The sequence below is a fragment of the Arthrobacter sp. NPDC089319 genome, assembly GCF_040684925.1.
GTDB lineage: Bacteria > Actinomycetota > Actinomycetes > Actinomycetales > Micrococcaceae > Crystallibacter.
The window spans coordinates 97251-119716 of sequence record NZ_JBFBGZ010000005.1 but is presented as its reverse complement, the minus strand read 5'-3'; the positions used below and the strand labels follow the sequence as shown (position 1 = coordinate 119716).

At 68.3% G+C, this 22466-nt stretch carries 17 protein-coding genes; 5 read left to right on the top strand and 12 right to left on the bottom strand.

From position 1 onward, the window contains the following. Positions 1 to 7: 7 nt before the first annotated feature. Genes AB0N75_RS09035 through AB0N75_RS09025 form a run of 3 tightly spaced genes read right to left on the bottom strand, consistent with a single transcriptional unit; the run spans position 8 to position 6992 of the window. On the bottom strand, positions 8 to 3364 hold the full coding sequence (locus AB0N75_RS09035) for an ATP-dependent DNA helicase (RefSeq protein WP_364648218.1): 3357 nt from the start codon (positions 3362 to 3364) through the stop codon (positions 8 to 10). Continuing rightward, positions 3361 to 6621 carry an ATP-dependent DNA helicase gene (locus tag AB0N75_RS09030; RefSeq protein WP_364648215.1) on the bottom strand — a complete coding sequence of 1087 codons (3261 nt, stop codon included), beginning with the start codon at positions 6619 to 6621 and terminating at the stop codon, positions 3361 to 3363. The genes AB0N75_RS09035 and AB0N75_RS09030 overlap by 4 nt, the downstream gene beginning before the upstream one ends. Next, positions 6618 to 6992: an MGMT family protein gene (locus tag AB0N75_RS09025; protein WP_364648213.1), complete on the bottom strand. Its 375-nt coding sequence runs from the start codon at positions 6990 to 6992 to the stop codon at positions 6618 to 6620. Before AB0N75_RS09025 ends, AB0N75_RS09030 begins: the two co-directional genes overlap by 4 nt. 120 nt (positions 6993 to 7112) lie before the next feature. Here AB0N75_RS09025 and AB0N75_RS09020 point away from each other — a divergent pair, with 120 nt between their 5' ends. The 4 genes from AB0N75_RS09020 to AB0N75_RS09005 all read left to right on the top strand — a co-directional run bounded on the left by AB0N75_RS09020 (position 7113) and on the right by AB0N75_RS09005 (position 10718). Continuing rightward, on the top strand, positions 7113 to 7811 hold the full coding sequence (locus AB0N75_RS09020) for a 3'-5' exonuclease (RefSeq protein WP_364648210.1): 699 nt from the start codon (positions 7113 to 7115) through the stop codon (positions 7809 to 7811). Between the two features lie 186 nt (positions 7812 to 7997). After that, on the top strand, positions 7998 to 8990 hold the full coding sequence (locus AB0N75_RS09015) for an ATP-binding cassette domain-containing protein (protein WP_364648207.1): 993 nt from the start codon (positions 7998 to 8000) through the stop codon (positions 8988 to 8990). Continuing rightward, complete coding sequence (locus AB0N75_RS09010; protein WP_364648206.1) at positions 8987 to 9721, top strand: methionine ABC transporter permease; 735 nt, start codon at positions 8987 to 8989, stop codon at positions 9719 to 9721. The genes AB0N75_RS09015 and AB0N75_RS09010 overlap by 4 nt, the downstream gene beginning before the upstream one ends. Positions 9722 to 9878: 157 nt before the next feature. Further along, entirely contained in the window at positions 9879 to 10718 is an 840-nt protein-coding gene (locus AB0N75_RS09005) for a MetQ/NlpA family ABC transporter substrate-binding protein (RefSeq protein ID WP_364648203.1), read from the top strand. 103 nt (positions 10719 to 10821) lie between these two features. On the opposite strand, the gene AB0N75_RS09000 is transcribed toward AB0N75_RS09005, so the two are convergent. The 9 genes from AB0N75_RS09000 to hemE all read right to left on the bottom strand — a co-directional run bounded on the left by AB0N75_RS09000 (position 10822) and on the right by hemE (position 20906). Continuing rightward, positions 10822 to 11952 (bottom strand): AI-2E family transporter, encoded by a 1131-nt coding sequence (locus AB0N75_RS09000; protein ID WP_364648200.1) that lies wholly within the window; start codon positions 11950 to 11952, stop codon positions 10822 to 10824. Positions 11953 to 12133: 181 nt separating this feature from the next. Next, the gene (gene hemL / locus AB0N75_RS08995; protein WP_364648777.1) at positions 12134 to 13465 is read right to left on the bottom strand and encodes a glutamate-1-semialdehyde 2,1-aminomutase; all 1332 of its coding nucleotides are present in this window, start codon (positions 13463 to 13465) and stop codon (positions 12134 to 12136) included. A 77-nt stretch (positions 13466 to 13542) separates the two neighbouring features. Then, positions 13543 to 14517 carry a porphobilinogen synthase gene (gene hemB, locus AB0N75_RS08990; protein ID WP_364648197.1) on the bottom strand — a complete coding sequence of 325 codons (975 nt, stop codon included), beginning with the start codon at positions 14515 to 14517 and terminating at the stop codon, positions 13543 to 13545. Next, a complete protein-coding gene (locus tag AB0N75_RS08985) occupies positions 14514 to 15434 on the bottom strand; it encodes a uroporphyrinogen-III synthase (protein ID WP_364648194.1) in 921 nt (306 codons plus the stop codon). Before AB0N75_RS08985 ends, hemB begins: the two co-directional genes overlap by 4 nt. Before the next feature lie 2 nt (positions 15435 to 15436). Then, positions 15437 to 16402: a hydroxymethylbilane synthase gene (gene hemC, locus AB0N75_RS08980; RefSeq protein ID WP_364648774.1), complete on the bottom strand. Its 966-nt coding sequence runs from the start codon at positions 16400 to 16402 to the stop codon at positions 15437 to 15439. A gap of 2 nt (positions 16403 to 16404) precedes the next feature. Next, positions 16405 to 17538, bottom strand: a complete 1134-nt coding sequence (locus AB0N75_RS08975; protein WP_364648771.1) for a ferrochelatase — start codon at positions 17536 to 17538, stop codon at positions 16405 to 16407. Positions 17539 to 17594: 56 nt separating this feature from the next. Then, a complete protein-coding gene (hemQ, locus tag AB0N75_RS08970) occupies positions 17595 to 18302 on the bottom strand; it encodes a hydrogen peroxide-dependent heme synthase (RefSeq protein ID WP_364648191.1) in 708 nt (235 codons plus the stop codon). Positions 18303 to 18366: 64 nt separating this feature from the next. Then, a complete protein-coding gene (gene hemG, locus AB0N75_RS08965; protein ID WP_364648188.1) occupies positions 18367 to 19842 on the bottom strand; it encodes a protoporphyrinogen oxidase in 1476 nt (491 codons plus the stop codon). A gap of 2 nt (positions 19843 to 19844) precedes the next feature. Next, complete coding sequence (hemE, locus tag AB0N75_RS08960) at positions 19845 to 20906, bottom strand: uroporphyrinogen decarboxylase (protein ID WP_364648186.1); 1062 nt, start codon at positions 20904 to 20906, stop codon at positions 19845 to 19847. Between the two features lie 192 nt (positions 20907 to 21098). On the opposite strand from hemE, the gene AB0N75_RS08955 reads away from it, so the two are divergent. Then, a complete protein-coding gene (locus AB0N75_RS08955) occupies positions 21099 to 22427 on the top strand; it encodes a glutamyl-tRNA reductase (RefSeq protein WP_364648183.1) in 1329 nt (442 codons plus the stop codon). Positions 22428 to 22466 lie beyond the last annotated feature (39 nt).

Below are 22466 nucleotides of genomic sequence, written 5' to 3'. Positions count from 1 at the left end.
CACCCTCCTAGGCGTAGGCCCGCAAGACCGCCGCTTCCAGTTCCTCTTCGCCGGCCAGATCGTGCGGCCTCACCAGCCGGTCCTGGGCAACGTAGTAGAAGGCGGCCTTGACCTGGTCCAGGTTGATTCCCTGCAGTCTGGCCCACGCCAGCCTATAGACGGCCAGCTGCACGGATTTGACGGCCATCTGCCGGCCCGTCGGGGCGGTGCCGGTCTTCCAGTCAATCAGGTCCCAGCAGCCGTCGGCGTCCCGGAAAACTGCATCGATTCGCCCGCGCACCACAACGTCGCCGACCCGGGTCTCCACGGGCACTTCGATGGCTGCCGGCACCCGGCCGGCCCATTCCGAGTCCTTGAACGTCTTGATCAGCCCGTCCAGGTCGTAGGCCTCGTCGATGTAGGAGTCGGCCGCCCCCGGATACGCCTCGAGGTCCAGCATCCCCGTGGTGCCGAAGTATTCCTCGATCCACCCGTGGAAGGCCGTGCCCTTCCTGGCTGCCATTCCGGGCTTGCGCGGCACCGGACGGCGCAGGCGCCGGGTGACTTCGGCGGGGTCATCGGCCAAGTCCACCAGCAGCGAAGCGGAGATGTGGGCCGGCAACTGCACCTCTCCAGCAGTTGGCGCGGCATTGTGCCGTTCCAATAACAGTCTGGCTTCATGCGCCCACGCTGAATCCGCGGGAGGCCGGCGGTCCTGTTCCAGCGATTCGAGCACTGCCTCGGCTGCCTGCTCCATGGCCGCACGCCGGCCGGCACGTTGGCGTTGTGGCACACCGTTGCGGTAAACCCGCGGTCCTTCCAACGGGTCAAAGGGCCACAGCGCCGATTCCACTTCGGCGCGGAACGGATTTTCCGGCCCAAGATCCTCGTCCTGCACCCAATGCGCCACCTGCACCGCACCGGGTGAGCTCTGCGACAACTCGTGCAGTTCGGTGAGAAACACCGAGGCTGCCGTTGGTTTCACCTTGCTGCCGGTCCAGCCGGCGGAACTGCAGACCAGCAGATGTTTGGCCCGGGTATAGGCGACGTAGGCCAGCCGGCGCTCTTCGTCTTCGCCGTGGGCCTGGACCTCCCCCTTATAGTCAGCCTCAGCGTTCAGCCAGGACAGCTGGTCCGGCTGGTCGGTGTCCCATTGGGGCAGATCCGAGCGGTCTCCGCGCAACGGCCAGGGCAGCGCGGCGTGGCCGCTGCTCCACCGGCTGTCCGAAGACGAGGGGAAGGCTCCGTCGTTGAGCCCCGGCACGAAGACCGCATCCCACTCCAGCCCCTTGGACGCGTGGACGGTGAGGAGTTGCACGGCATCGTGACGAACATCCACTTGGGCCATGTCCAGTCCTCCTTCCTCGGCGGCCGCGGCTTCCAGCCACGCGAGGAAGGCCAGCAGGTCAACGCGTTGCGATGTCTGCATGAACGCGGCCGCAGCATCGTGGAACGCATCAAGGTTGCGCCGCGCCTGGTGGATGCTCTGGCCGGGTTTGGAAGCGACCTCGATATCCAGCATCATGGTGCGTTCTACTTCACCCAGCAGCAGCGTCAAGTCGTCGCCGATGAAGCTGCGCAGGTAGCGGACCTCATCCGCCAGGCGTGCCAGCCGCTCCAGCGCTTCAGCCGTCAACGAGCGCCCATGGCGTGAGGTCCAGCCGGGTCTGGGCAGCCGGTCGAGAGCCTCAATCAGTGACGCTGCCTCGGCCAGATCGTGTTCGACGACGGTTTCCGCGGTCGCCTCATCCCGGTCCAGATCGGGAACCTCGCCGGCCCGGACGGCGCTGAGGCGCTTGCGCTCCAGGAAGCGCGACCAGTCGGCCAAGGCCATGAGGTCCGCAGGTCCAATCCGCCAGCGGGCACCCGCCAGCAACCGCATCAGCGCATCGGAGCGTCCCGGATCCGCCAGGACCCGCAGCATTGCCACCAGATCCACAATGTCAGGCTGGGCCAGCAGTCCGGCCAGCCCGACAATTTCGTAGGGAATGCCCCGTTCGTCCAGTGCTTTGGCGATGCCGGGGATCTGGGCTCGCCGCCGGCACAAGACCGCTGCGCTGACTTGTTCTGCCCTGCCCGTTTCCGGATCCCGCGCGAAGACTGTCATCCTCGCCCGTTCGATGGCGTCGGCGAGGGCCTCGGTCTCTTCCGCCTCGGTCGCGTACCGCCCCAGCGCCACTGTTCCATCTGTGGCTCCGGGCCGGGGGCGCAGCGGCGGAACACTGATCCTGCCGGGGCGCGGCCGGTTCGGATCCTCCCTGTTCAGCGGTGCGGAAATCCGGTTGGCCATCCCCAGGATGTTCTCGCTGTTGCGCCAAGCCACCGTGAGGAAGCCCGCTGGAGCGGGGGCGCGGCGTCCGTCGTCGTCCACCAGCGGGAATTGCTCTTGGAAGGCGAACAGCTGGCCTGCCGAAGCACCGCGGAAGCCGTAGATGGATTGGTTGGGATCTCCCACTGCGGTCACGGCGTGCCCGTCCCCGAACAGTTCGGAGAACAACACCATCTGGGCGTGGGAGGTGTCTTGGAATTCGTCGAGCAACACCACTTTGTAGCGGCTGCGTTCGAGCTGGCGGGCCTGCGGCACTTCGCGGGCGATGCGCGCCGCCAGCGAGACGAGATCGCCGTAGTCCAGTACGCCGCGTTCCCGCTTGGCCCGGTTGTACGCGGCCGCGAGGCCTGCCACGGTAATCCGCGTGCGCAGCCGATCCAGCAGTTTTCGGACGTCCTGTTTGGCCGGCTTCGCGCTGCCGTCGATGTAAGGAAGGGCGGCGACCCGCTCCACTTCCGTCTCCAAGTATTCGGCCGCCTGCTCAGGGGTCACCAGATGCTCCGAGCATTCTGATGCGAACTGCATGACGGAGCCGACCAGCGTCGACTTGGCGGCGACCAGATGTTCGATGGGGCCGTCATAGGCTTCCACGCATTGGCTGGCCAGCTGCCAGGACTGCGCTGTGCCGAGCAGCACCACGTCGCGTTCGATGCCCAGGCGCAGCCCGTAGTCGCTGACCAGGCCGTTCGCGTAGGAGTGATAGGTGGAGACCTTAGGCTCCACGAATCCGGCGGCATTGTCCGCCTCCTGCGGCAGCAGTCCCTTGCGGTCCAGCCTGGCCAACTGGGCACGGATCCGGGCGGCGAGTTCCCCGGCGGCTTTGCGCGTGAACGTGACGCCGAGGATCTCGTCGGGCCGCACGAGGCCGTTGGCCACCAGCCAGACGACGCGGTCCGCCATGGTCGCGGTCTTGCCCGAGCCGGCGCCGGCTATCACCAGCAAGGGCTGCATCGCGGAGCTGATGATGGCCGATTGTTCCTCGGTGGGCAGATGCTGGCCCAGCGAACCGGCGAGTTCTTCGGGGGTGTAAGTGGTGGTGACCGATCCGATGCTCATTCGGTGACCTGCCTTCCTTCTGCGCACAGGGGACATATTTCCGGGGCCCGGCAGCCGTGGCCGCCGTTCCGGGACCGCTGCGGATCGTGCCGGGCTTCGAACTGCGAGGCGGACATGAGTGCCGCCGCCTCATGGATCATCGGCGTCGCCCAGTCATCGCCGTCGGCCAGGCTTTCCTGCTGCTGGACCTTGACCGATTTCAGGTCCTGTCCGAGTTGGACCAGGGATGCGCCGCCGGCGGCCGGTGGGTGCCCGGAAAAACCTCCGGCCCGCACCGCCGCCTGGTAGCTTCCGAGCTGCGGGTGCCGTTCCAGCTCCGCTTTCGTCGGGGCGGAGCGTCCCGTCTTCAGGTCCACAATGTGCAGCCGTCCGTCGGCGTCCAGCTCCAACCGGTCCACTTGACCGCGGAGCCTGGCCACGCGCTCGGGCCCTTGCAGATCCACGGAGAAGTCCTGCTCCACGCCGGCCAGGCTCCGTCCTTCCAGACGCATCTGGACCACGTACTCGGCCAGTCTCCGGACCATGCCTTCGGCCCGGTTGAAGTCCAACCGGCCTTCCCAGTTCTCCTTCATGCCCAACTGCGGCCAGCGGCGGACAAGTTCCGCCACGTATTCGCTTCCGGTGCCCGCGGGAAGGTCCTGCGCAATAGCGTGGACCAGCGTGCCCAGGCTGCGGGCAAAATCGGTGGCTGCTTCGCCCCCGGCGGCCTGGATGAACCAGTCCAGCGGCGACTTCTGGACAGCCTCCACTTTCGACGGGGATACCGGGACCGGTTCCCCTTCCGGCACGACCGGTGCCGTGCTGCTCAGGGGCAGCAGCCCCCACCAGTCGCGGGGATGCGCCCCCGGCACCGGCACCGGACTGGCCGCCAGCATGGCCAAAACCGCCGCGGCGTCTGCAGCTTGTTCCGGACGGTCAGTTGCTTGCTGGGCGGCCTGCCGGAGTTCCGCGGCCAGCGCCCGCACGGTCCGCGGCCGGAGCACTTCGGTGGCCGGCCGGGGAGTCTCCGGGTCCAGCCACGGATCAACCAGATCCAGGAACTGGGACGGCTGGGCATCTTCCGACTGCACGGCCGTGCAGATCAACCGGCGTTCAGCGCGGGAGATTGCGGTGGAAAAACTACGCAATTCGTCATACCGGATCTCGCGCAGCCGTGCCACCGCGTCGATCCGCCGTGCCTCCTCGGCACCATGCTCCAAGACGTCGACGAATTGGGTGCTGCCCAACAGCTCTCCGCGCAGCCGGGTGTTTGGCCACACCCCTTCCTGGACCCCCGCCACGATAACCAGCGGCCATCCCCGGCCAGCCGCGGAGGCCGGGGTGAGCAATTCCACCGCTTCGCGCAGCTGGGCGCGCGGCGCCAGGTTGTCCATCGGCAGTTCCTGATTCAGCAAGTACTCCAGGAACTGCCTCGGGCTGGAGCCGGGAAGCTGGTCCACATACCGTTCGGCCGTCTGGAACAACGCCATCATGGCGTCGAGATCACGGTCGGCCCGCACACCGGCCGGTCCCCCTTGAAGTGCCTGCGCGGCCCAGCGGTCCGCGAGCCCGGCTGCCGACCACAGGGCCCACAGCACGGTCTCCGCATTGGCGCCCGGCGCCGCCGCTGCCTCCCGGCCGGCCTGCAGCATCCGCGCGACCCTCCGTGCGGCACCGCCCTCCCTCCCCAATGTGCCCAGGAACGCAGCGTCGCCCAGCGCTTCCACCAGCAGGGCATCGCTGGACCGCCCCCCGCCACCGAGCAGCTCTTCGCGCCGCAGGGCCTGGCGCAGGCGGCGCAGGTCAATTGCCGTAGCGCCCCCGATCCTGGAGGTCAGCAGGGAAACGGCGGTGTCTGCGTCAAGCAGATCCGGATCGAGGGCCATGGCCAACGCATCCAGCAACGGCCGGACGGCCGCTTCGTCGCGCACCGCGCTTTCAGCCACCGGAACTTTAACCGCAATGTCCTGGCCGGTGAGGTAGCGCGCGAGGGAGGAGAGTTGGCCGCCGGTTCGGACGATCACCGCCATCTCACTGAGCCGGTAGCCCTCGAACAACCGGGCCTCCAGGATCCGCTGGGCGACATAGCGGTGCTCGTGGACGGGCGAGGCCACCACGTGCGCGCTGGCGGAGGGCGCACCATCCGCCACCGCGTCCCCTCGGCCGGGTTGGATGGCCGCTCCGGTTTGTGACGTCGGGCCAGGATGAACAAGTTCGCGGGCGCGGTGGGCACCGGCAACCTGGGAGATCCTCGCCGCGGTGGAATGCCACGAGGCCGCGATTTCGGGTGCCATCCGGTGCGAGGTGGTCAACACCAGCGTCTGCAAGGGTTTGTCCCGGGCACCGAGGAGCCCCGGAAGTTTACCGATCACATCCGGCCGGGCGCCGCGGAACCCCTGGACGACCGTGTCCGGTGAGGCCGCAAGCACGGCGTCCTGTCCCTCGACGAGCAACGCCAACAGCTCGAAAACGGCAGGATTGGCTTCCTGCAGGTCATCCGCCAGGATCAGCTGCAGGCGGCTGCGTTCCCGGTCAAGGAGTCCGGGATGTTCCAGCAACAGTTGACGCGCCGATGTAATGATGCCGGCCGGGTCGAAGGCCTCAGGCATCCGGAGGTCGATCAGGTCCCGGTACTCACGGTAGAGCTGTGCCGCGGCAATCCAGTCCGGGCGGCCGCACTCGGCGCCCAGGAGCTCCAACTGCGCGGCAGTGCTGCCGTACTCGGTCAACCGGTCGAAAAGCTGGCGGATCTCCTGCCGGAAGCCACGCGTCGCCAGCGCTTGCTGCAGGTCATCCGGCCAGTCGGCTCCCTGGCCATAGCCCGCTCGATGGCCGGCCAGCAGCTCGGCGATGATCTGGTCCTGTTCGGGCCCGGACAGCAGCCGCGGAGCCCGTTCCACCAGCGGCAGCAGACCTTCCACGCGGGCCCGGCGGATCAGGTCGAAGGCGTAGGCAGACCAGGTTCTGGCCGGGGACGTGCCCAGGCTGCGGTCGAGCCGCGCCGTCAAGGCATCCCTGAGCCTCGAGGCTGCCAGCCGGTTTGGGGCCATGAAAAGCAGGCCCGCCGGGTCCAAGCCGGTCTTCTCCACACGACGAACCGCATGCTCCACCAAGGCGGTCGTCTTCCCGGTACCCGGGCCTCCGAGTACCAGCACCGGGCCGCAACCGAGGGGCAGGCCAATGACTGCTTCCTGGTCCCGGCTCGGCAGCGGGGCGCCTGCGGACGTGGATTCGGGCCGGACCAGTTTCAGCCCCGCCGCTGGCTTAGTCTCCATCATGCGCCCATCCCATCAGTCGCCTCGGACACTTTGCGCCGCAACCGCTCAATCGCCGCGAATTCTTCGTCGTGGGGCATCCAGCGGGCCTGGACCATGCGCACCTTCGCCGGAGCGGCAGCCGGCTCTGACAGCGGTGTCCCCTCCCGGCGGTAGTGCACCACCGCCCGCGCCATCAGCGCATCGGGCAGTGAACCATTGGCACGAATGATGCGCCACCAAGGGGCCGCTTCCCCGTGTAGCGACATGATCCTGCCGACCAGCCGGGGTCCGCCCACCTCGAGCAGCTCGGCAACGTCCCCGTACGAGAGCACGCGGCCGGGCGGAACGATCGCTGCGAGGTCAAGGACCGCTTCTACCACCGATTCCCGCATTACACCATTGTAATTTGACCTGCCCGTGCCGCCCTACACAAGGCACCGGAAGCCCCGGAGTTTCGCGCGCGCCGCCGTGCCTCCCCGTTTTCGTCCGACCCGGCGGCTACGGTTACCGGCATGAACAGCTGGCATGAACGTCCCCGGGCCGCCTTCGATCTGGAAACCACGGGCCGTGATCCGCATACTGCCCGGATCGTCACGGCTTCCCTTGTGCTGGTCGACGAAGTGGGACGTACGGTGCAGGAGCGCGAGTGGCTGGTTGACCCCGGCGTCGACATACCCGCCGAAGCGGCAGCGATCCACGGCATCAGCACGGAACGCGCACGCGCCGAAGGCCTCGATGCAGCCACCGCCACCGCCGGAATTGCCGAGGCGTTGGCCGGATTATTTGACGCCGGCGTTCCCGTCATGGCTTTCAACGCCGCCTACGACTTCACCGTGCTGGCGAATGAATGTGCGCGGTACGGCCTCGAATCCCCGGCAGCAACTCCGGTGATCGATCCGTTCATACTGGATAAGCAGATGGACCGCTATCGGCGGGGGAAGCGCACGCTGGTGGCGCTGTGCGAACTCTATGGAGTGCGACTGGAGGCTGCTCATACGTCGGCAGCCGACGCGCTGGCAACCATCGGAGTCGCTGATGCCCTCGCCCGCCGCTACACCGGGCTGTGCATCGACGCGGCCGACCTGCATGAACGGCAAATCGGCTGGTGCGTACAACAGGCAGCCAGCTTTCAGGAATGGTTGCGGCGCACCGATCCGGACGCAGTCGTGGACGGCGTCTGGCCCGTCCGGCTGATGCCCGCGGCCGTTTGACGCCTGCCCCCAAGCGCGAGATTCCGAAGCACCCTTAGGGAGTTGGACTGTCAACTTCGGGTCGCAATATGACGCAACCTCTTGCTGAATTCCGGCGTGCCGCCCGGGCTGTCATAATTAAGACTTGGCGGCGGCGCGTGCTATGGCGGCCGCCAATGCTTCCTGAGTTCAACTCCCCGAGGTTTCATGATCACCGTTACCGACCTGCGCAAGGTCTACCGCCAGGGCAACCGCGAAGTGGTAGCCCTGGACGGCGTCAGCCTGTCCGTTCCCAAGGGGTCCATCCACGGCATCGTCGGCCATTCCGGCGCGGGCAAGTCCACCTTGGTGCGGTGCCTGACCCTGCTGGACAGCCCGACGTCGGGTTCGGTGTCAATCAACGGGGCGGAGCTCAGCGCGGCCCGGGACGCCGATCTCAGGACGGCCCGGCGCCGCATCGGGATGATCTTCCAGCATGCGAACCTGATGGATTCGCGCACCGCTGCCCAGAACGTCGCGCATCCGCTGGAGATCGTCAAGACGCCCAAAGCGGCGATCCGTTCGAAGGTGGCCGAGCTGCTCAAGCTGGTCGGACTGGAGGGGTTCGAGAACGCCTACCCGTCCCAGCTTTCCGGGGGCCAGCGCCAGCGCGTCGGCATTGCGCGCGCCCTCGCTTCCGATCCTGACGTCCTGCTCTGCGATGAGCCCACGTCGGCGCTTGACCCGAAGACCACCGATGAAATCCTGACGCTGATCCACGACCTCACGCAGCGGCTCCAGCTGACCGTGCTGGTGATCACGCACGAGATGCAGGTCATCAAGCGCATTTGCGACTCGGTCTCGCTCCTTGAGGCGGGCCGGATCGTCGAGCATGGTCCGCTGCGCGATGTGGCGGCCGATCTCGGCGGCCGGCTGTCGACCACGCTGCTGCCGCTGCCGCCGGCCGAAACCAACGGCAGCGGCACGGTGCTGGAAATTCTTTATTCAGGCGACAGCGCATCCGAACCGGTGCTCACCGGAGCCGCACGCGCCTTTGGCATGGACCTAAACGTCCTGGCCGGCAGCGTGGAGTCGTTGGCCGGCACCCAGTTCGGCCACCTCCGCATCCAGTTGCCGGCCGGGGCGGACACCGCGTCCCTCGCCCGCCACTTGACCGGCCAAGGGGTTGCCGTACGCGTCGTCCAGGAAGAGACAGTATGAACTTTATCGACGAGCTGATGACCAACCCGGCCCTCACCAACGCCCTGCCCAAAGCCCTCGGCGAAACCTTGCTGATGGTCGGTGTCTCGGGTGTCTTTGTCCTGCTGATCGGCCTGCCGCTGGGCATCTTCCTGTACACCAGCGCACCGGGAGGCCTGCGGCCGATGCGGGTGACCAACCGGATTGTGTCCGACGTCATCGTGAATATCACCAGGTCCATACCGTTCGCCATCCTGATGATCGCGTTGATCCCGCTGGCGCGGGCGATCACCGGTACGTCGATCGGCGCCTTGGCGGCCTGTGTCTCGCTCACCATCGGCACAGTGCCGTTTTTCGCCCGCTTGGTGGAAACCGCTCTGCGGGATGTCAGCTCCGGCAAGATCGATGCCGCGATGGTTATGGGCTCCACCCGCTTGCAGGTCGTAGCCAAGGTCCTGGTTCCCGAAGCGTTGCCCGGGCTGGTGGCTGCCTTCACGACGACGTTGGTCACCTTGGTGGGCTACTCCGCGATGGCAGGCCTCACCGGCGGCGGCGGCCTCGGCCAGCTCGCTTACAACTACGGCTTCCAGCGTTTCGACACCACGGTCATGCTGGTCACGATCGTAATCATGGTGGTCTTGGTCCAGCTGATCCAGTGGATCGGCGACGCCTCGGCCCGACGGGTGGACCACCGCAGCGCGGCCAGCGCGGGCAGCAAGAAACGCCGGCACGAACCGGCCGCCGCCGTCTGAACGGTCTCCGCCAGTACAGGGACAATGCAGTCCCGCTCCCCCAATGCTCCCGCCAGCCGTGAGGCCGCGGAGGAATGCAGCCAGTAGCCGCTAGCTGCACCACATCCGGGATGAGCCCCCTGCGGCTGCCCCGGTTAGTTGAAAGGAACGCACACAGATGCGTAAAGCACTAACCCTCATTGGTACCGGCCTGGCCGCGGCCTTGGCGCTGACGGCTTGCGGTGGCTCAGATTCCACCCCCAGTGCTGATGCCACGCTGGACCCGGCCAATCCCACGACGGTCACGGTCGGAGCCACCCCGGTCCCGCAGGGCCGGATCCTGCAGTTCGTGGACGAGAACTTGGCCAAGGACGCCGGCATCGACCTGGACATCAAGGAATTCACCGACTACCAGACTCCGAACATCGCCCTGAGCGATGGCTCGCTCGATGCCAACTATTTCCAGCACTTGGCCTTCTTTGAGCAGCAGGTGGCTGACAAGGGCTACGACTTCGAACACGGCGAAGGCATCCACATTGAGCCGTACGCCGGGTTCTCCTCCAAGCACAAGACTGTCGACGAGATCCCCGACGGCGGAACCATTGCCGTCACCAATGATCCGGCCAACCAGCCTCGCGCACTGAAGCTGCTCGAAGCCGAGGGCCTGCTCAAGGGCATCGAGGATGATTCGGCGGCGCTGACGTTGACCGACGAGCAGAACCCCAAGGGGCTGAAGTTCGAGGAGAACCAGCCCGAAATCCTGGTCCAGCTGATCGATGATCCGAAGGTCGACTTGGCCATCATCAACGGCAACTTCATCCTGGATGCCGGCCTGAAAACGGAGGACGCGGTCATCGTCGAGTCCGCCGAGAACAACCCGTATGCCAACTTCCTGGTATGGAAGGCCGGCGACGAGAACCCCGCCGTCGCCAAGCTCGACGAACTGCTGCACAGCCCGGATGTGAAGAAGTTCATCGAGGAGACCTGGCCCAACGGCGACGTGTTCCCCGCCTTCTAACCTCCTCCCCGGCCGCTGGCCTCAGCGGCCGCCGCGGGCAACAAGAGGTCCCCGGAAGCTTCGGCTTCCGGGGACCTCTCGCATGTGTGGTCGGCGTCGCTGCTCAGCGGCGCCGCCTGACCGGCGCGGGTTCCTCACCGGAGGAACGCCCGGTGAGCACCTGAATGACCACCCAGGACACCGCCGTCACCGGAACGGCCAAGACTGCACCAATGATGCCGCCCAGGATGGTCCCCGCGGTCAAGGCCAGCAGGATTACCAGCGAGTGCAGGCTCACGGAGCGCCCCATCACCACCGGCTGCAGGAAGTTGCCTTCCAACTGCTGCACCACAATCACGACGGCGACCACCACCAGCGCTGCCACCGGGCCATTGGCCACCAGCGCCACGAGGGTGGCCAAGATGCCGGCGACGGTGGCGCCGACAATCGGAATGAATCCGCCGATGAAGATCAGCACCGATAGTGGCAGCGCCAGCGGTACCTGGAGGATGAACAGGGCGAGACCGATGAAAAAGGCGTCGACGGCCGCTACGGTGGCGGTCCCCCGGACGTAGCTGCCCAGCACGTCCGTGGCACGCGATCCGGCCTCTTCCAGCTTGGGCCGCCGCGCCGCCGGGAACCAGCTAAGCAGGAAGCCCCAGATCCGCGGACCGTCTTTGAGAAAGAAGAACAGGATGACGGCCATCAGGACAGCCCCGGTAATGATTTCCGCTGCCATCGACAACCCGCTGAGGGCGCTGCGACCGGCGGCGGCGCTGGTCAGGAAGTCCACCACTGACGCCAGCGCTTCGTCGATCTGCCCCTGGCTCACCGGCAGCGGGAAGTTGGCCATCATGTCCTGCAACTGAAGCCAGCCCTCGTTTGCGGAGCGGACGAGTTCGTCCGATTCGCTGCGGACCGCAAAGACGATTCCGGTGACCACTCCGCCGAGCACTGCGAGGATCCCGAGGAACGCGGTGACTGTCGCGAGCGCCGGGGACCAGCCCCAGCGGCGCAGCACCCCCACCACCGGGCTCACGGCCGCGGCCAAGATCAGGGCAATCAGGAAGGGAATGACCAGCAGCCGCAGTTGCAGCAGTCCGTAGATAACCACAACGGCCAGCGCCAGCGCCAGCAGCAGTTGTGCGGAACGGGTGGCCGTCCGGCCCATACCGTCCGACCACATGGACCGCGGCGGCGTGTAAACGGCGGCCTCCGGCGTCTGGCGGGTCCCGCCGTCGTGCTTTTCCTGCATTTGCCTGCGCCTGGACAACAGGCCCATCTGCACTCCCTTGGTTTGACGTTTCGGCAGACCGGCCCCTCACGGGGCCGGTCTGAGGACCAGTCTGCCATGCCCTTGGCCGGCGAGGGGACGCCGGAGGCTGCCCGGCACTGTACTGCGCGGCGCTGGGGGCGGCGCCGGCTCGGCCAGTGGGTCAGGCCGCGCGTGCCGCCGCGGCGGCACGCGCGGCCGCCGGCAGGGCCGCGAAGATCTTCTCCATCGCCGCGTCGTCATGCGCGGCCGAGAGGAACCAGGCTTCGAAGACCGAGGGCGGCAGGTAGACGCCGGCGTCGAGCATCGCGTGGAAGAACGGCGCGTAGCGGAAGGCTTCCTGGGCCTGCGCGTCGGCGTAGTTGCGCACCCCGTTGGCGGAGGTGCCGAAGGCCATGCTGAACAGGTTTCCCGCGGTCTGGATACTGTGGTCCACGCCGGCCTCGGATAGGGCGGCGGACAGTGCGGCCTGCAGTTCGCGCGAGCGGGAGTCGATGGCCGTGTAGACCTCCGGCGTTGCGGCAGTCAGCGTCGCGACGCCTGCCGCCATGGCAATCGGGTTGCCGGAGAGGGTGCCGGCTTGGTAGACCGGGCCCACCGGCGCCAGGTAGTCCATGACGTCCGCCCGGCCGCCCAAGGCAGCCACCGGCATGCCGCCGCCGATGACCTTGCCGAAGGTCAGCAGGTCGGGCACGAACGGATCGGCTGCACCATCGGCTCCGCCGGTCAGCCCCCAGTAGCCGGCGTGGCCGGTACGGAAGCCGGTGAGCACTTCGTCCAGGATCAGCAGCGCACCGTGTTCACGGGTAATCCGGGACAAGGCGGCGTTGAAGCCGTCGGCGGGGGTGACCACGCCCATGTTGGCAGGGGCCGCCTCGGTGATGACCGCGGCGATCTGGCCGCCGCGGGCGGCGAAGACCTCTTCGACGGCGGCGATGTCGTTGTACGGCAGCACCAGCGTCTCGGCGGCGGTCGCCTCGGTGACGCCGGCCGAGCCGGGCAGCGCCAGCGTGGCGACGCCGGACCCGGCGGCGGCCAGGAGCCCGTCCAGGTGTCCGTGGTAGCAGCCGGCGAATTTCACGATCAGGTTGCGCCCGGTGTAGCCGCGGGCAAGGCGGACCGCGGTCATGGTCGCTTCCGTACCGGTGGAGACCATCCGCAGGCGCTCGACGGCGGAGACCCGGCCGACGACCAGGGCGGCCAACTCGGACTCGGCCGGCGTGGAGGCGCCGAAGGACAGGCCGCGGTCCACCGCGGAGTGCACGGCCTCGAGCACGGCCGGGTGGGCGTGGCCCAGCAGGGCCGGTCCCCATGAGCAGACCAGGTCCACGTACTCGCGGCCATCGGCGTCGGTGAGGTAGGCGCCCTTGCCGCTGACCATCATGCGCGGGGTTCCGCCCACTGAGCCGAAGGCCCGCACCGGCGAGTTCACGCCGCCGGGCATCAGTTGGCGGGCGCGTTCGAAGAGTTCCTCGGAGCGGGAGGCTTCAGTCATGGTCATGGTTCCTTTCGGCACAGCTTGAGTCCGCTGCGGGCACGGTGGCGACCGCAGGCGGCAGGGAGTTCAGGTGGCTACTTCAGCCAGCGGGCCAGTTCCGGGGCCCAGTAGGTCAGCACCATGTCGGCACCGGCGCGGCGAATGCCGAGGACCGACTCCAGGATGGCGGCCTTGCGGTCGATCCAGCCATTGGATGCGGCCGCCTCGATCATCGCGTACTCGCCGGAGATCTGGTAGGCGGCCACCGGCACCGGAGACATCTCCGCCACGTCGGAGAGGACGTCGAGGTAGCTCATGGCCGGTTTGACCATGATCATGTCGGCGCCTTCGGCCAGATCCAGTTCCACTTCGCGGATGGCCTCGCGCCGGTTGGCGGCATCCATCTGATAGGTGCGCCGGTCTCCGGTGAGCTGTGAATCCACCGCCTCACGGAAGGGGCCGTAGAAGGCCGAAGCATATTTGGCGGCGTAGGCCAGGATGGAGGCGTCCTGGTATCCGGCTTCGTCCAAGGCCTGGCGGATCACCGCCACCTGGCCGTCCATCATGCCGGACGGACCCAGCACATCGGCTCCCGCCGCCGCCTGGAGCACTGCCATCTCCGCGTAGATCGGCAGGGTGGCGTCGTTGTCCACCGTGCCGTCGGGAGCCAGCACGCCGCAGTGCCCGTGGTCGGTGAATTCGTCCAGGCAAACGTCGCCCATGACCACCAGGTCGTGGCCTACCTCGGCCTTTACCTCGGCGATGGCGCGGTTGAGGACGCCGTTGGGGTCCACCCCCGCGCTGCCGACGGCGTCGCGCACCGCGGGAACGCCGAAGAGCATGATTCCGCCCAGTCCCAACTCGACGGCCTCGGCGGCCGCCCGTTTGAGCGAGTCCGTGGTGTGCTGGACCACGCCCGGCATGGACTGCAGCGGCACCGGCTCGCTGATGCCTTCGCGGATGAACGCGGGCAGGATCAACTGGTTCGGGTGGGTCCGGACCTCCGCAGTCATCCGGCGGATCGCTTCGGTGGTCCGCAGTCGTCGGGGCCGGTGGTAGGGGAAGCTCATGGCGTTCCTTCCGTTTCGGTGGGCTGGCGCTCCAGGGTCTGTGCGAGCGCGTCGGCGATGCCGGACGGCGTCGGTTCTGCGGCAGTGGCCGCGATCTTCAGCCCCAGTCCGGCCGCCTGCCGTGCCGAACTGTTGCCGATGGCGATCAGCCGGAGTCCGGCCGGCCAGGGGTCCAGAAGACCGGCCAACCGCCGGGTCACGCTGGGCGAGGTCAGGACGACGGCGTCAATGTCGCCGTCAAGCGCGCGGCCGCGGAAATCGGCGGCCGTGATGACTTCCATGCCGTCGGCGCGCTCACCGGATGCGATCTCCAGCGCGGCCGTCAGCCGGAACTCCGGCCGGGCGGGGTAGTCCACGGTTCGGTAGGCGGTGACGGGCAGCACCTGCCAGCCTTTGGCCATCAAGCCTTCGAAAACCGTGGGGGCGGCGATGTCGGCTTGCGGCAGCAACACCATCATCCGCTCCGTCGAGCGGCTGGCGCCTTCGGGCGGAAGCGGCCAGGCTTCCACCAGGCCGACGGCGTCCATGCTGCCGGGCGGAACCAGGTCCACCGAGATGCCTTCCGCCTCAAGCGCCTTGGCGCTCGGCGTGCCGACGGCGGCAACCTTGGTGTCGCCGACCAGGGCGGCCAAGCTGGTTCCCCGGTCCAGGGCGCAGGCCTTGAGCGCCCGCACCGTGGTGATGCTGGTGATCACCAGCCAGTCCACCTTGTGCTGGGCCAGCAGGGTGAGGGCTTCGTCCAGTTCGGCGGGCTTGTCCGTCCGCTCGAAATCGATCAGCGGCATGACGCTGGACGATGCGCCCCGCCGGAGCAGCTCGGCTGCCATCCCGGCCGCGCGGTCCGGTGTGCGCGGCAGGACCACCCGCAGCCCCTGGAGCTGGTTCTCCGGCGCCCCGCGCTGCCGCAGCAACGCCATGGTCAGTGGCCAGCCTGGCTCATCAAGTCGCCGGCGCCCTGCCCGAGCAACTCTTCCGCCAGCCGGGCCCCCAGCGCCACGGCGTCTTCGGCACCGGCGGCGTGCACCTGCTGCTCACCGTGCAACAGTCGGCTGCCGTCGGGGCTGCAGACCACTGCCCGCAGGATCAGGCTGCCGGCGTCCACCCGTGCCAACGCGCCCACCGGTGCGCTGCAGCCGGCTTCCAACCGCGCCAGCAGCGAGCGTTCGGCGGTCACGGCCAAGCGGCTTTCCGCGTCGTCGTACTCGGCCAGCGCGCCGGCCAGCGCCGTGCCGGCCGCTGCGTCGGCCACCCGGCATTCAACGGCCAGCGCACCCTGGCCCGGGGCGGGCAGCATGACCGACGGATCCAGCAGTTCCGTTACATGCTGGGTTCGGCCCAGCCGGGCCAGACCGGCGGCGGCCAGCACGACGGCGTCAAGATCGGCGTGCTTTCCTTCGACCATCGCTTCACCCGTCAACCCCTTGACCCGTCCCAGCCGGGTGTCCACGTTGCCGCGGATGTCCACCACGTCCAGATCGGGGCGGGCGGCGCGCAACTGGGCCGCCCGGCGCGGCGAGCCCGTGCCCACCTTGGCCCCGGCCGGCAGTTCGGCAAGTGTCAGTCCGTCGCGGGCGCACAACGCGTCCCGGACATCCACCCGCACCGGAATAGCGGCGATCTGCAAACCCTCCGCCACGCCGGTGGGCAGGTCCTTGAGCGAATGCACGGCCACGTCGCAGCGGTCGTCCAACAACGCCTCGCGCAGGGCGGCGGTGAACACACCGGTGCCGCCGATTTGGGCCAGCGGCCCCTTGAGCACGTCGCCCTCGGTCTTGATCCGGACCAGTTCGTACTCCAGCGCTCCCCCGGCGGCCAGTGCCTCGGCCACGGTGGTGGTCTGGGTGACGGCCAGGGCGCTGGCGCGGGTACCCACGCGGACGGTCACGGTCATGGCTGCGTCACCCCGACGGTCGAATCCATGCCCGCGACGGTCGGCTTCTCGCCGCGGCGGTTGGCGCAGCAGCCGGGCATGCAGACGTCCATCCAGGGGCCCAGCGCGGACAGCGCGGGACGCTCGGCCTTGTGCTGCTCCAGCGTCCGTTCGCAGACCAGGTCCACCAGGCCCTCGACGAATTTTTGGTGTACGCCCGGCGTCGGGATGCGGGCTGCGGCCAGGCCGAGGTTGCGGCAGGTTTCCAACGCCTCGGTGTCCAGGTCCCAGACCACCTCCATGTGGTCGCTGACGAAGCCCAGCGGAACGATGACCACGCCCTTCACGCCGTGCGCCGGCAGTTCCTCGATTGCGTCGTTGATGTCCGGTTCCAGCCACGGCACATGCGGAGCGCCGGAGCGGGACTGGTAGACCAACGACCAATCGACGCCGGCGGCTTCCGGTACCCGGTCCAGTACCGCTCGCGCGGTGGCCAGGTGCTGCGCCACGTAGGCGCTGCCGCCCTCGTACTCCTCGCCGCGGGGTCCGGCGTTCTCGGCGTCCCCAATCGGAATGGAATGGGTGGCGAACAGGATGTGGACGGGCGCGTCCTCGGCACCCTGTGCGGCCAGTTCGGCACGGACCCGGTTCAGCCCCTCGGCCAGTCCTTCCACGAACGGTTCCACGAAGCCCGGGTGGTCGAAGTACTGGCGGACCTTGTCCACTTCCAGCTTTCCGGCCAGCCCGGTCTCCACCAGTGCCATGCCGAAGTCCTCACGGTACTGCCGGCAACTGGAGTAGCCGGAGTACGCGCTGGTGCTCAGGGCCAGCACGCGGCGATGGCCGGCGTCGTACGCTTCCTTGAAAACGTCGGTGATGTAGGGGTCCCAGTTCCGGTTGCCCCAGAGCACCGGCAGGTTGATCCCGCGGCGGGCCAGCTCTGCTTCCAGGGCCGACTTCAGCGCACGGTTCTGTGCGTTGATCGGGCTGACGCCGCCGTTGGCGCGGTAATGGGTGGCGACTTCCTCGAGCCGTTCGTCGGGGATACCGCGGCCGCTGGTGACATTGCGCAGGAACGGGATCACGTCGTCCTGGCCCTCGGGCCCACCGAAGGAGGCCAGCAGCAGGGCGTCATAGTTCTTCGGCTGCATGGTCCCGTCGGGCGCCACCCCGGCACGCGGGTCGAAGGTAGCTTCGGCTGGCTGGCTCACCGCAGCACCTCGGCAATCTCGGCGGTGCTGATGCGCTTGCCGGTGTAGAACGGGATCTCTTCGCGCACATGGTTGCGGGCGTCCGTGTAGCGAAGGTGGCGCATCAGGTCCACCAGGTCGATCAGCTCGGGAGCTTCCAGGCCCAGGATCCATTCCCAGTCGCCCAACGCGAAGGAGGCAACGGTGTTGGCGAGCACCTGCGGGTAGTCGCGGCCGAGCATGCCGTGGTCGCGCAGCATCTTGCCGCGTTCCTCGGCGGGCAGCAGGTACCACTCGTAGGAGCGCACGAACGGGTACACGCAGAGCCAGGCTTCCGGCTCCTTGCCGAGCGAGAAGGCCGGCGCGTGGTTCTTGCTGAACTCGGCGTCGCGGTGGACACCCATCGCGGACCACACGAGTTCGGTGGCGGCGAACAGCCCGGTGCGGCGGATCGCGCGCACGGCGGCCTGGAGCTCGTCCGGCTGCGGGCCGTGCAGCCAGATCATCACGTCGGCGTCTTCGCGCATGGCGGACACATCGTAGGCGCCGCGCAGCGTGACCTTGCGGCCGGCCAGTTCTGCAACCGTTTCATCGAACGCTGCCACAGCGGACGGATCCGCCGGCGCACCGGTGCGCTTGAATACCGTCCAGAGGGTGTAGAACAGCTCCTCGTCGGTGCCGCCGGCGGCGGTGGTTGCTGACTCTGACTTTGCCGATTCGCTCATGCTTACCAGTCTGCCTTCTGCATCGTAATTAATCGAAAACTCTGCTTCTACACATTGTAGAAGATCAGGCTGCGGGTTGCAGCCGGGCGGCCAACTCCCGCGCGCGGCGGCGCGCGTCGCCCACCACCGCCACCAAACCGGTGCCGGCCAGCCAGGCGCCGGTCACGTCCACCCCGGTATGTGCGGCCAGTTCGCGGCGCACCGCGGCCATCCGGTCGCGGTGCCCCAGCGTTGCGGACGGCAGTGCACCGATCCAGCGCACCACCTTCCAACCCACCACGTCGTCGTCGCCGATGCCCACACCCATCAGGGTGCTGGCATCCGCCAGCGCCTGCCGGTAAAGCTCGTCGTCGTTCCAGCCGGTGAAGTCCTCGGCGCCCTGCTGCCCCACCGCGCGTCCAAAGGACAACCGCAGCACGTGGCTGCCCGGACCGGCTTCGTCCGCCAGCCACGGCCACTTGGCGGTGGCATGGGTGAGCGCCTTCGCCTTGACGTTTTGCACCGAGGGCGCCACCAGCAGACCGGTGCCGCGCGGCATGGCATCCAGCTCCGGCAGGTCCACCACCAATGTCACCAGCGCCACCGAGGGTCCGGCTTCGGGTTCCAGACCGGCCAGACCCGGCACCGTTCCGGCCAGCAGGCGGACAGCTGCACGCCCGTCGGCGGCCATCATCACCGCGTCCGCGGCGAAGGTGCCTGCCGCAGACTCCACCAGCCACCCGTCGTCGCGCTGGGTGAGGGCGGTGGCCGCCGCCCCGGCGTGCAGCGAAACGTGGCGTGACTTCAGATCCGCCAGCAGCGCCTCGGTCAGCCGTCCCATTCCGCCGGCAATGCCTGCCACGTTGGATCCGGCCGGGGCCGCCTTGCGGATGGCACGCACCGCGGCAGTCAGCGAACCGTGCGAAGCCACCGAGGCACGCAGCCCCGGCATCACCGAATCCACTTCCAAAACATCCGGATCCGCCGAATACACTCCGCCGACCACCGGTGCCACCAGTTTCTGCAGCACGGCATCGCCCATCCGGGTCCGCACCAGCTCGCCCAGGCTGAGCTGTTCGCGGCGCAGCAACGATCCCAGCGGCATGACCTTGTCGCCGGAAGCGCGCAGCGCAGCCCGGCGGCCGATCGCCTGCACCACGTCCGGATCCGAGGGGTCCGCGGGGATGCCGAGTACGCCCGTCTTGGGCAGCCGCTGGGCGCCGTCGGGCAGTTGGATCCAGGCGCCGGCCGGGTTCGGCTGCACAAGCTCGGCGCCCAGCCCCAGCTCGGCGACAAGGTCGGACACCACGCTGGAGCGGGTGGCGAACGACTCGGCACCGGCGTCGAGCGTCAGCCCGCCGACTTCGTGCCGCGTCACGCAGCCGCCGAACTTGGGGCTGCCCTCAAGGACCGTCACCTCGACGCCGGCCAGGGCCAGTTCGCGCGCGGACACCAGGCCGGCTATTCCGCCACCGATGACGACGGCGGTGCTCGGCTTGGGTTTGCGCCCGCCGTGCCGTTCATGGCGGCCGGGTGCGTGCTGCGGGTCGGGGTGCTGCATGATTACGGGGCCACCGAGTGGATCAACTCGACCACGCGGGTCAGCACCGTCGGGTCGGTTTCCGGCGGCACGCCGTGGCCCAGGTTGACCACGTGGCCGGGGGCGGCGCTGCCGGCGGCCAGCACATCGCGGACATGGGCTTCGAGGACCTCCCACGGCGCCGACAGCAGCGCCGGGTCGATGTTGCCCTGCAGCGGCGTGCGGCCGCCCAGCCGTCGGTTCGCCTCGTCCAGCGGCAGCCGGTAGTCAACGCCGATCACGTCGGCGCCGACATCGCGCATGGCGACCAGCAGTTCCGAGGTGCCGGTGCCGAAGTGGACCAGCGGTACGCCCAGGCCGCGGACGTGGTCAAGGGCGCGGGTCGACGCCGGCGCCACCCGCCGCCGGTAGTCCGCCAGCGACAGCGAACCGGCCCAGGAATCGAACAGCTGCCCGGCGCTGGCTCCCGCTTCCAGCTGGGCGCGCAGGAACTTGCCGGACGCGTCGGCGGCCCAAGCGGCCAGCGCATTCCAGGTCCCCGGGTCCGAATGCATCATGGTGCGGGGGCCCAGGTGGTCGCGTGACGGCCGGCCCTCCACCATGTACGCCGCAAGCGTAAACGGTGCGCCGGCGAAACCGATCAGCGGCTTCTTGCCCAGCTCGGCCACGGTCAGCCGGACCGCTTCACGGATCGGTTCCAGTGCCTCGTCCGTCAGCTCCGGCAACGCCGCGACGTCGGCGGCGGTGCGGACCGGGGCGCCCAGGACCGGCCCGACGCCGGGAACGATGTCCACGTCCACCCCGGCCAGCTTCAGCGGGATGACGATGTCGGAGAAGAAGATTCCGGCGTCCACATCGTGGCGCCGCACCGGCTGCAGCGTGATCTCGGCGGCAAGCTCCGGCTTCAGGCAGGAATCGAGCATGGCGATGCCTTGGCGTGCTTCCCGGTATTCGGGCAGGGACCGCCCGGCCTGCCGCATGAACCAGACCGGACGGCGGCCGGGTTTGCCGCCGCGGTAGGCGGTGATCAGGTCGGAGTCGGCGGTACGCCCGTCCATCAAGGGATGGGAAGCATTCAGTGTCATGACATAGATTCTCATCCAGCGGCCGCACTTCTGGCCAACCCGGAGGAGCCGCACCCGGCCCATAATCCGGCTTCCCGCAGGCCGGAGTGGGCAATATCACCGCCGTCGGCACGGCAGTCTGCAGGTTAACGCAGGGTTAATGGGGGAAGCTTGAATGAGCTGAGGCTTCCTTCCCGCTAAGATAGAGGCGCTGTGGTCTTACTTTCACTCGTTGCAACCCATTCCAAGGTCGATCTGGAAACGGTGGCCCGCCTGAGCGCCGGCACCTCCCGGATCGATACAGACGTGCTCGCGGACGGCTCCCCGGTCGCCGGCACCGTTGTCCTGGCCACCTGCAACCGGGTGGAAGTGTACTGCGAGGCCGAGAGCGAATCCGATCTGGAATCCGCCCGCGCCGCCCTGATCGAACAGATCAGCCGCAGCTCGGGTCTTGACGAATCCCTGGTGGCCGACTCCTTCGACCTGAATACCGGCGAGGACGTTGCCCGCCACTTGTTCGCCGTCGGGGCCGGCCTCGATTCGGCCGTTGTCGGCGAACGCGAGGTGGCCGGCCAAGTGCGCCGGGCGCTGATCGAAGCCCAAGAGAAGGGCACGGCCAGCGGCGGACTGGTCCGCTTGTTCCAGACCGCGTCCCGCACAGCCAAGGACGTCGGCACGCAGACCGCCCTCGGCGGCCGCGGGCTCTCGATCGTTTCCGTCGCCCTCGACTTGGCCACTGATCTGGCAACAGACAAGGACTGGTCCGGCAAGCAGGTGGTGCTCTTCGGAACCGGCGCGTACGCCGGGGCCACCATGGCGCTGTTGCGTGAGCGCGGCTGCAGCCGGATCAGCGTCTACTCCTCGTCCGGACGCGCCGAAACCTTCACCGAGACCCGCGGCGGCGCGCCGTTGACGCATGCCGCGTTGGGCCCGGCCATCGCCGCCGCCGACGTGGTCATCGGCTGCAGCGGCGGCGACAACCAGGTCAGCGCCGACCGCGTGGCCCGCGTACGCACCGGCGTGGACAAGCCGCTGACCATCATTGACCTGGCGCTGAGCCACGACTTCGACCCTGCCGTTGGTGGCTTGGACGGCGTGGAACTGATCACGCTGGAATCCGTGCGCATGGCAGCTCCCGAGGAACAGGCGGAATCGGTCCAGCAGGCGGCGGAAATCGTCGCCACCGCGGCCCGCAGCTTCGAGGCCAGCCAGCAGGCACGCAGCGTGGACTCGGCCATCGTGGCGCTGCGCAAACACACCATGCAGGTGCTGGAAAGCGAGCTGGAAAAGGTCCGCTCCCAGCACGGCTGCACCGGCCCGGCCCAGGAAGTCGAATTCGCCATGCGCCGCATGGTCAAGCAACTGCTGCACCTGCCCACCGTGCGGGCGCGCGAGCTTGCCGCCAGCGGCGAGCAGGACCGCTACATTGCCGCGTTGGAAGCGCTCTACGGCATCACGGTGGAGGAACCGGCGCTGCCGGCAGCGGCGGATGCCGCCTCCTGTCCGGTGGCAGTGGTGCACGACGACGCAGCCACCGCCTGATTCGCTGCCTCCGGGCAGCGGTCTGGCCCCACATCGGCA

What these genes read in the sequence shown, in the direction of transcription:
- AB0N75_RS09000 (WP_364648200.1), bottom strand. Translation starts at nt 11,952, where the DNA reads ATGCAGGAAAAGCACGACGGCGGGACCCGCCAGACGCCGGAGGCCGCC.
- hemE (WP_364648186.1), bottom strand. Translation starts at nt 20,906, where the DNA reads ATGACACTGAATGCTTCCCATCCCTTGATGGACGGGCGTACCGCCGAC.
- AB0N75_RS09015 (WP_364648207.1), top strand. Translation starts at nt 7,998, where the DNA reads ATGATCACCGTTACCGACCTGCGCAAGGTCTACCGCCAGGGCAACCGC.
- AB0N75_RS09020 (WP_364648210.1), top strand. Translation starts at nt 7,113, where the DNA reads ATGAACAGCTGGCATGAACGTCCCCGGGCCGCCTTCGATCTGGAAACC.
- AB0N75_RS09010 (WP_364648206.1), top strand. Translation starts at nt 8,987, where the DNA reads ATGAACTTTATCGACGAGCTGATGACCAACCCGGCCCTCACCAACGCC.
- AB0N75_RS09005 (WP_364648203.1), top strand. Translation starts at nt 9,879, where the DNA reads ATGCGTAAAGCACTAACCCTCATTGGTACCGGCCTGGCCGCGGCCTTG.
- AB0N75_RS09035 (WP_364648218.1), bottom strand. Translation starts at nt 3,364, where the DNA reads ATGAGCATCGGATCGGTCACCACCACTTACACCCCCGAAGAACTCGCC.
- AB0N75_RS08975 (WP_364648771.1), bottom strand. Translation starts at nt 17,538, where the DNA reads ATGCAGCCGAAGAACTATGACGCCCTGCTGCTGGCCTCCTTCGGTGGG.
- hemQ (WP_364648191.1), bottom strand. Translation starts at nt 18,302, where the DNA reads ATGAGCGAATCGGCAAAGTCAGAGTCAGCAACCACCGCCGCCGGCGGC.
- hemL (WP_364648777.1), bottom strand. Translation starts at nt 13,465, where the DNA reads ATGACTGAAGCCTCCCGCTCCGAGGAACTCTTCGAACGCGCCCGCCAA.
- AB0N75_RS09030 (WP_364648215.1), bottom strand. Translation starts at nt 6,621, where the DNA reads ATGATGGAGACTAAGCCAGCGGCGGGGCTGAAACTGGTCCGGCCCGAA.
- hemG (WP_364648188.1), bottom strand. Translation starts at nt 19,842, where the DNA reads ATGCAGCACCCCGACCCGCAGCACGCACCCGGCCGCCATGAACGGCAC.
- hemB (WP_364648197.1), bottom strand. Translation starts at nt 14,517, where the DNA reads ATGAGCTTCCCCTACCACCGGCCCCGACGACTGCGGACCACCGAAGCG.
- AB0N75_RS08985 (WP_364648194.1), bottom strand. Translation starts at nt 15,434, where the DNA reads ATGGCGTTGCTGCGGCAGCGCGGGGCGCCGGAGAACCAGCTCCAGGGG.
- AB0N75_RS09025 (WP_364648213.1), bottom strand. Translation starts at nt 6,992, where the DNA reads ATGCGGGAATCGGTGGTAGAAGCGGTCCTTGACCTCGCAGCGATCGTT.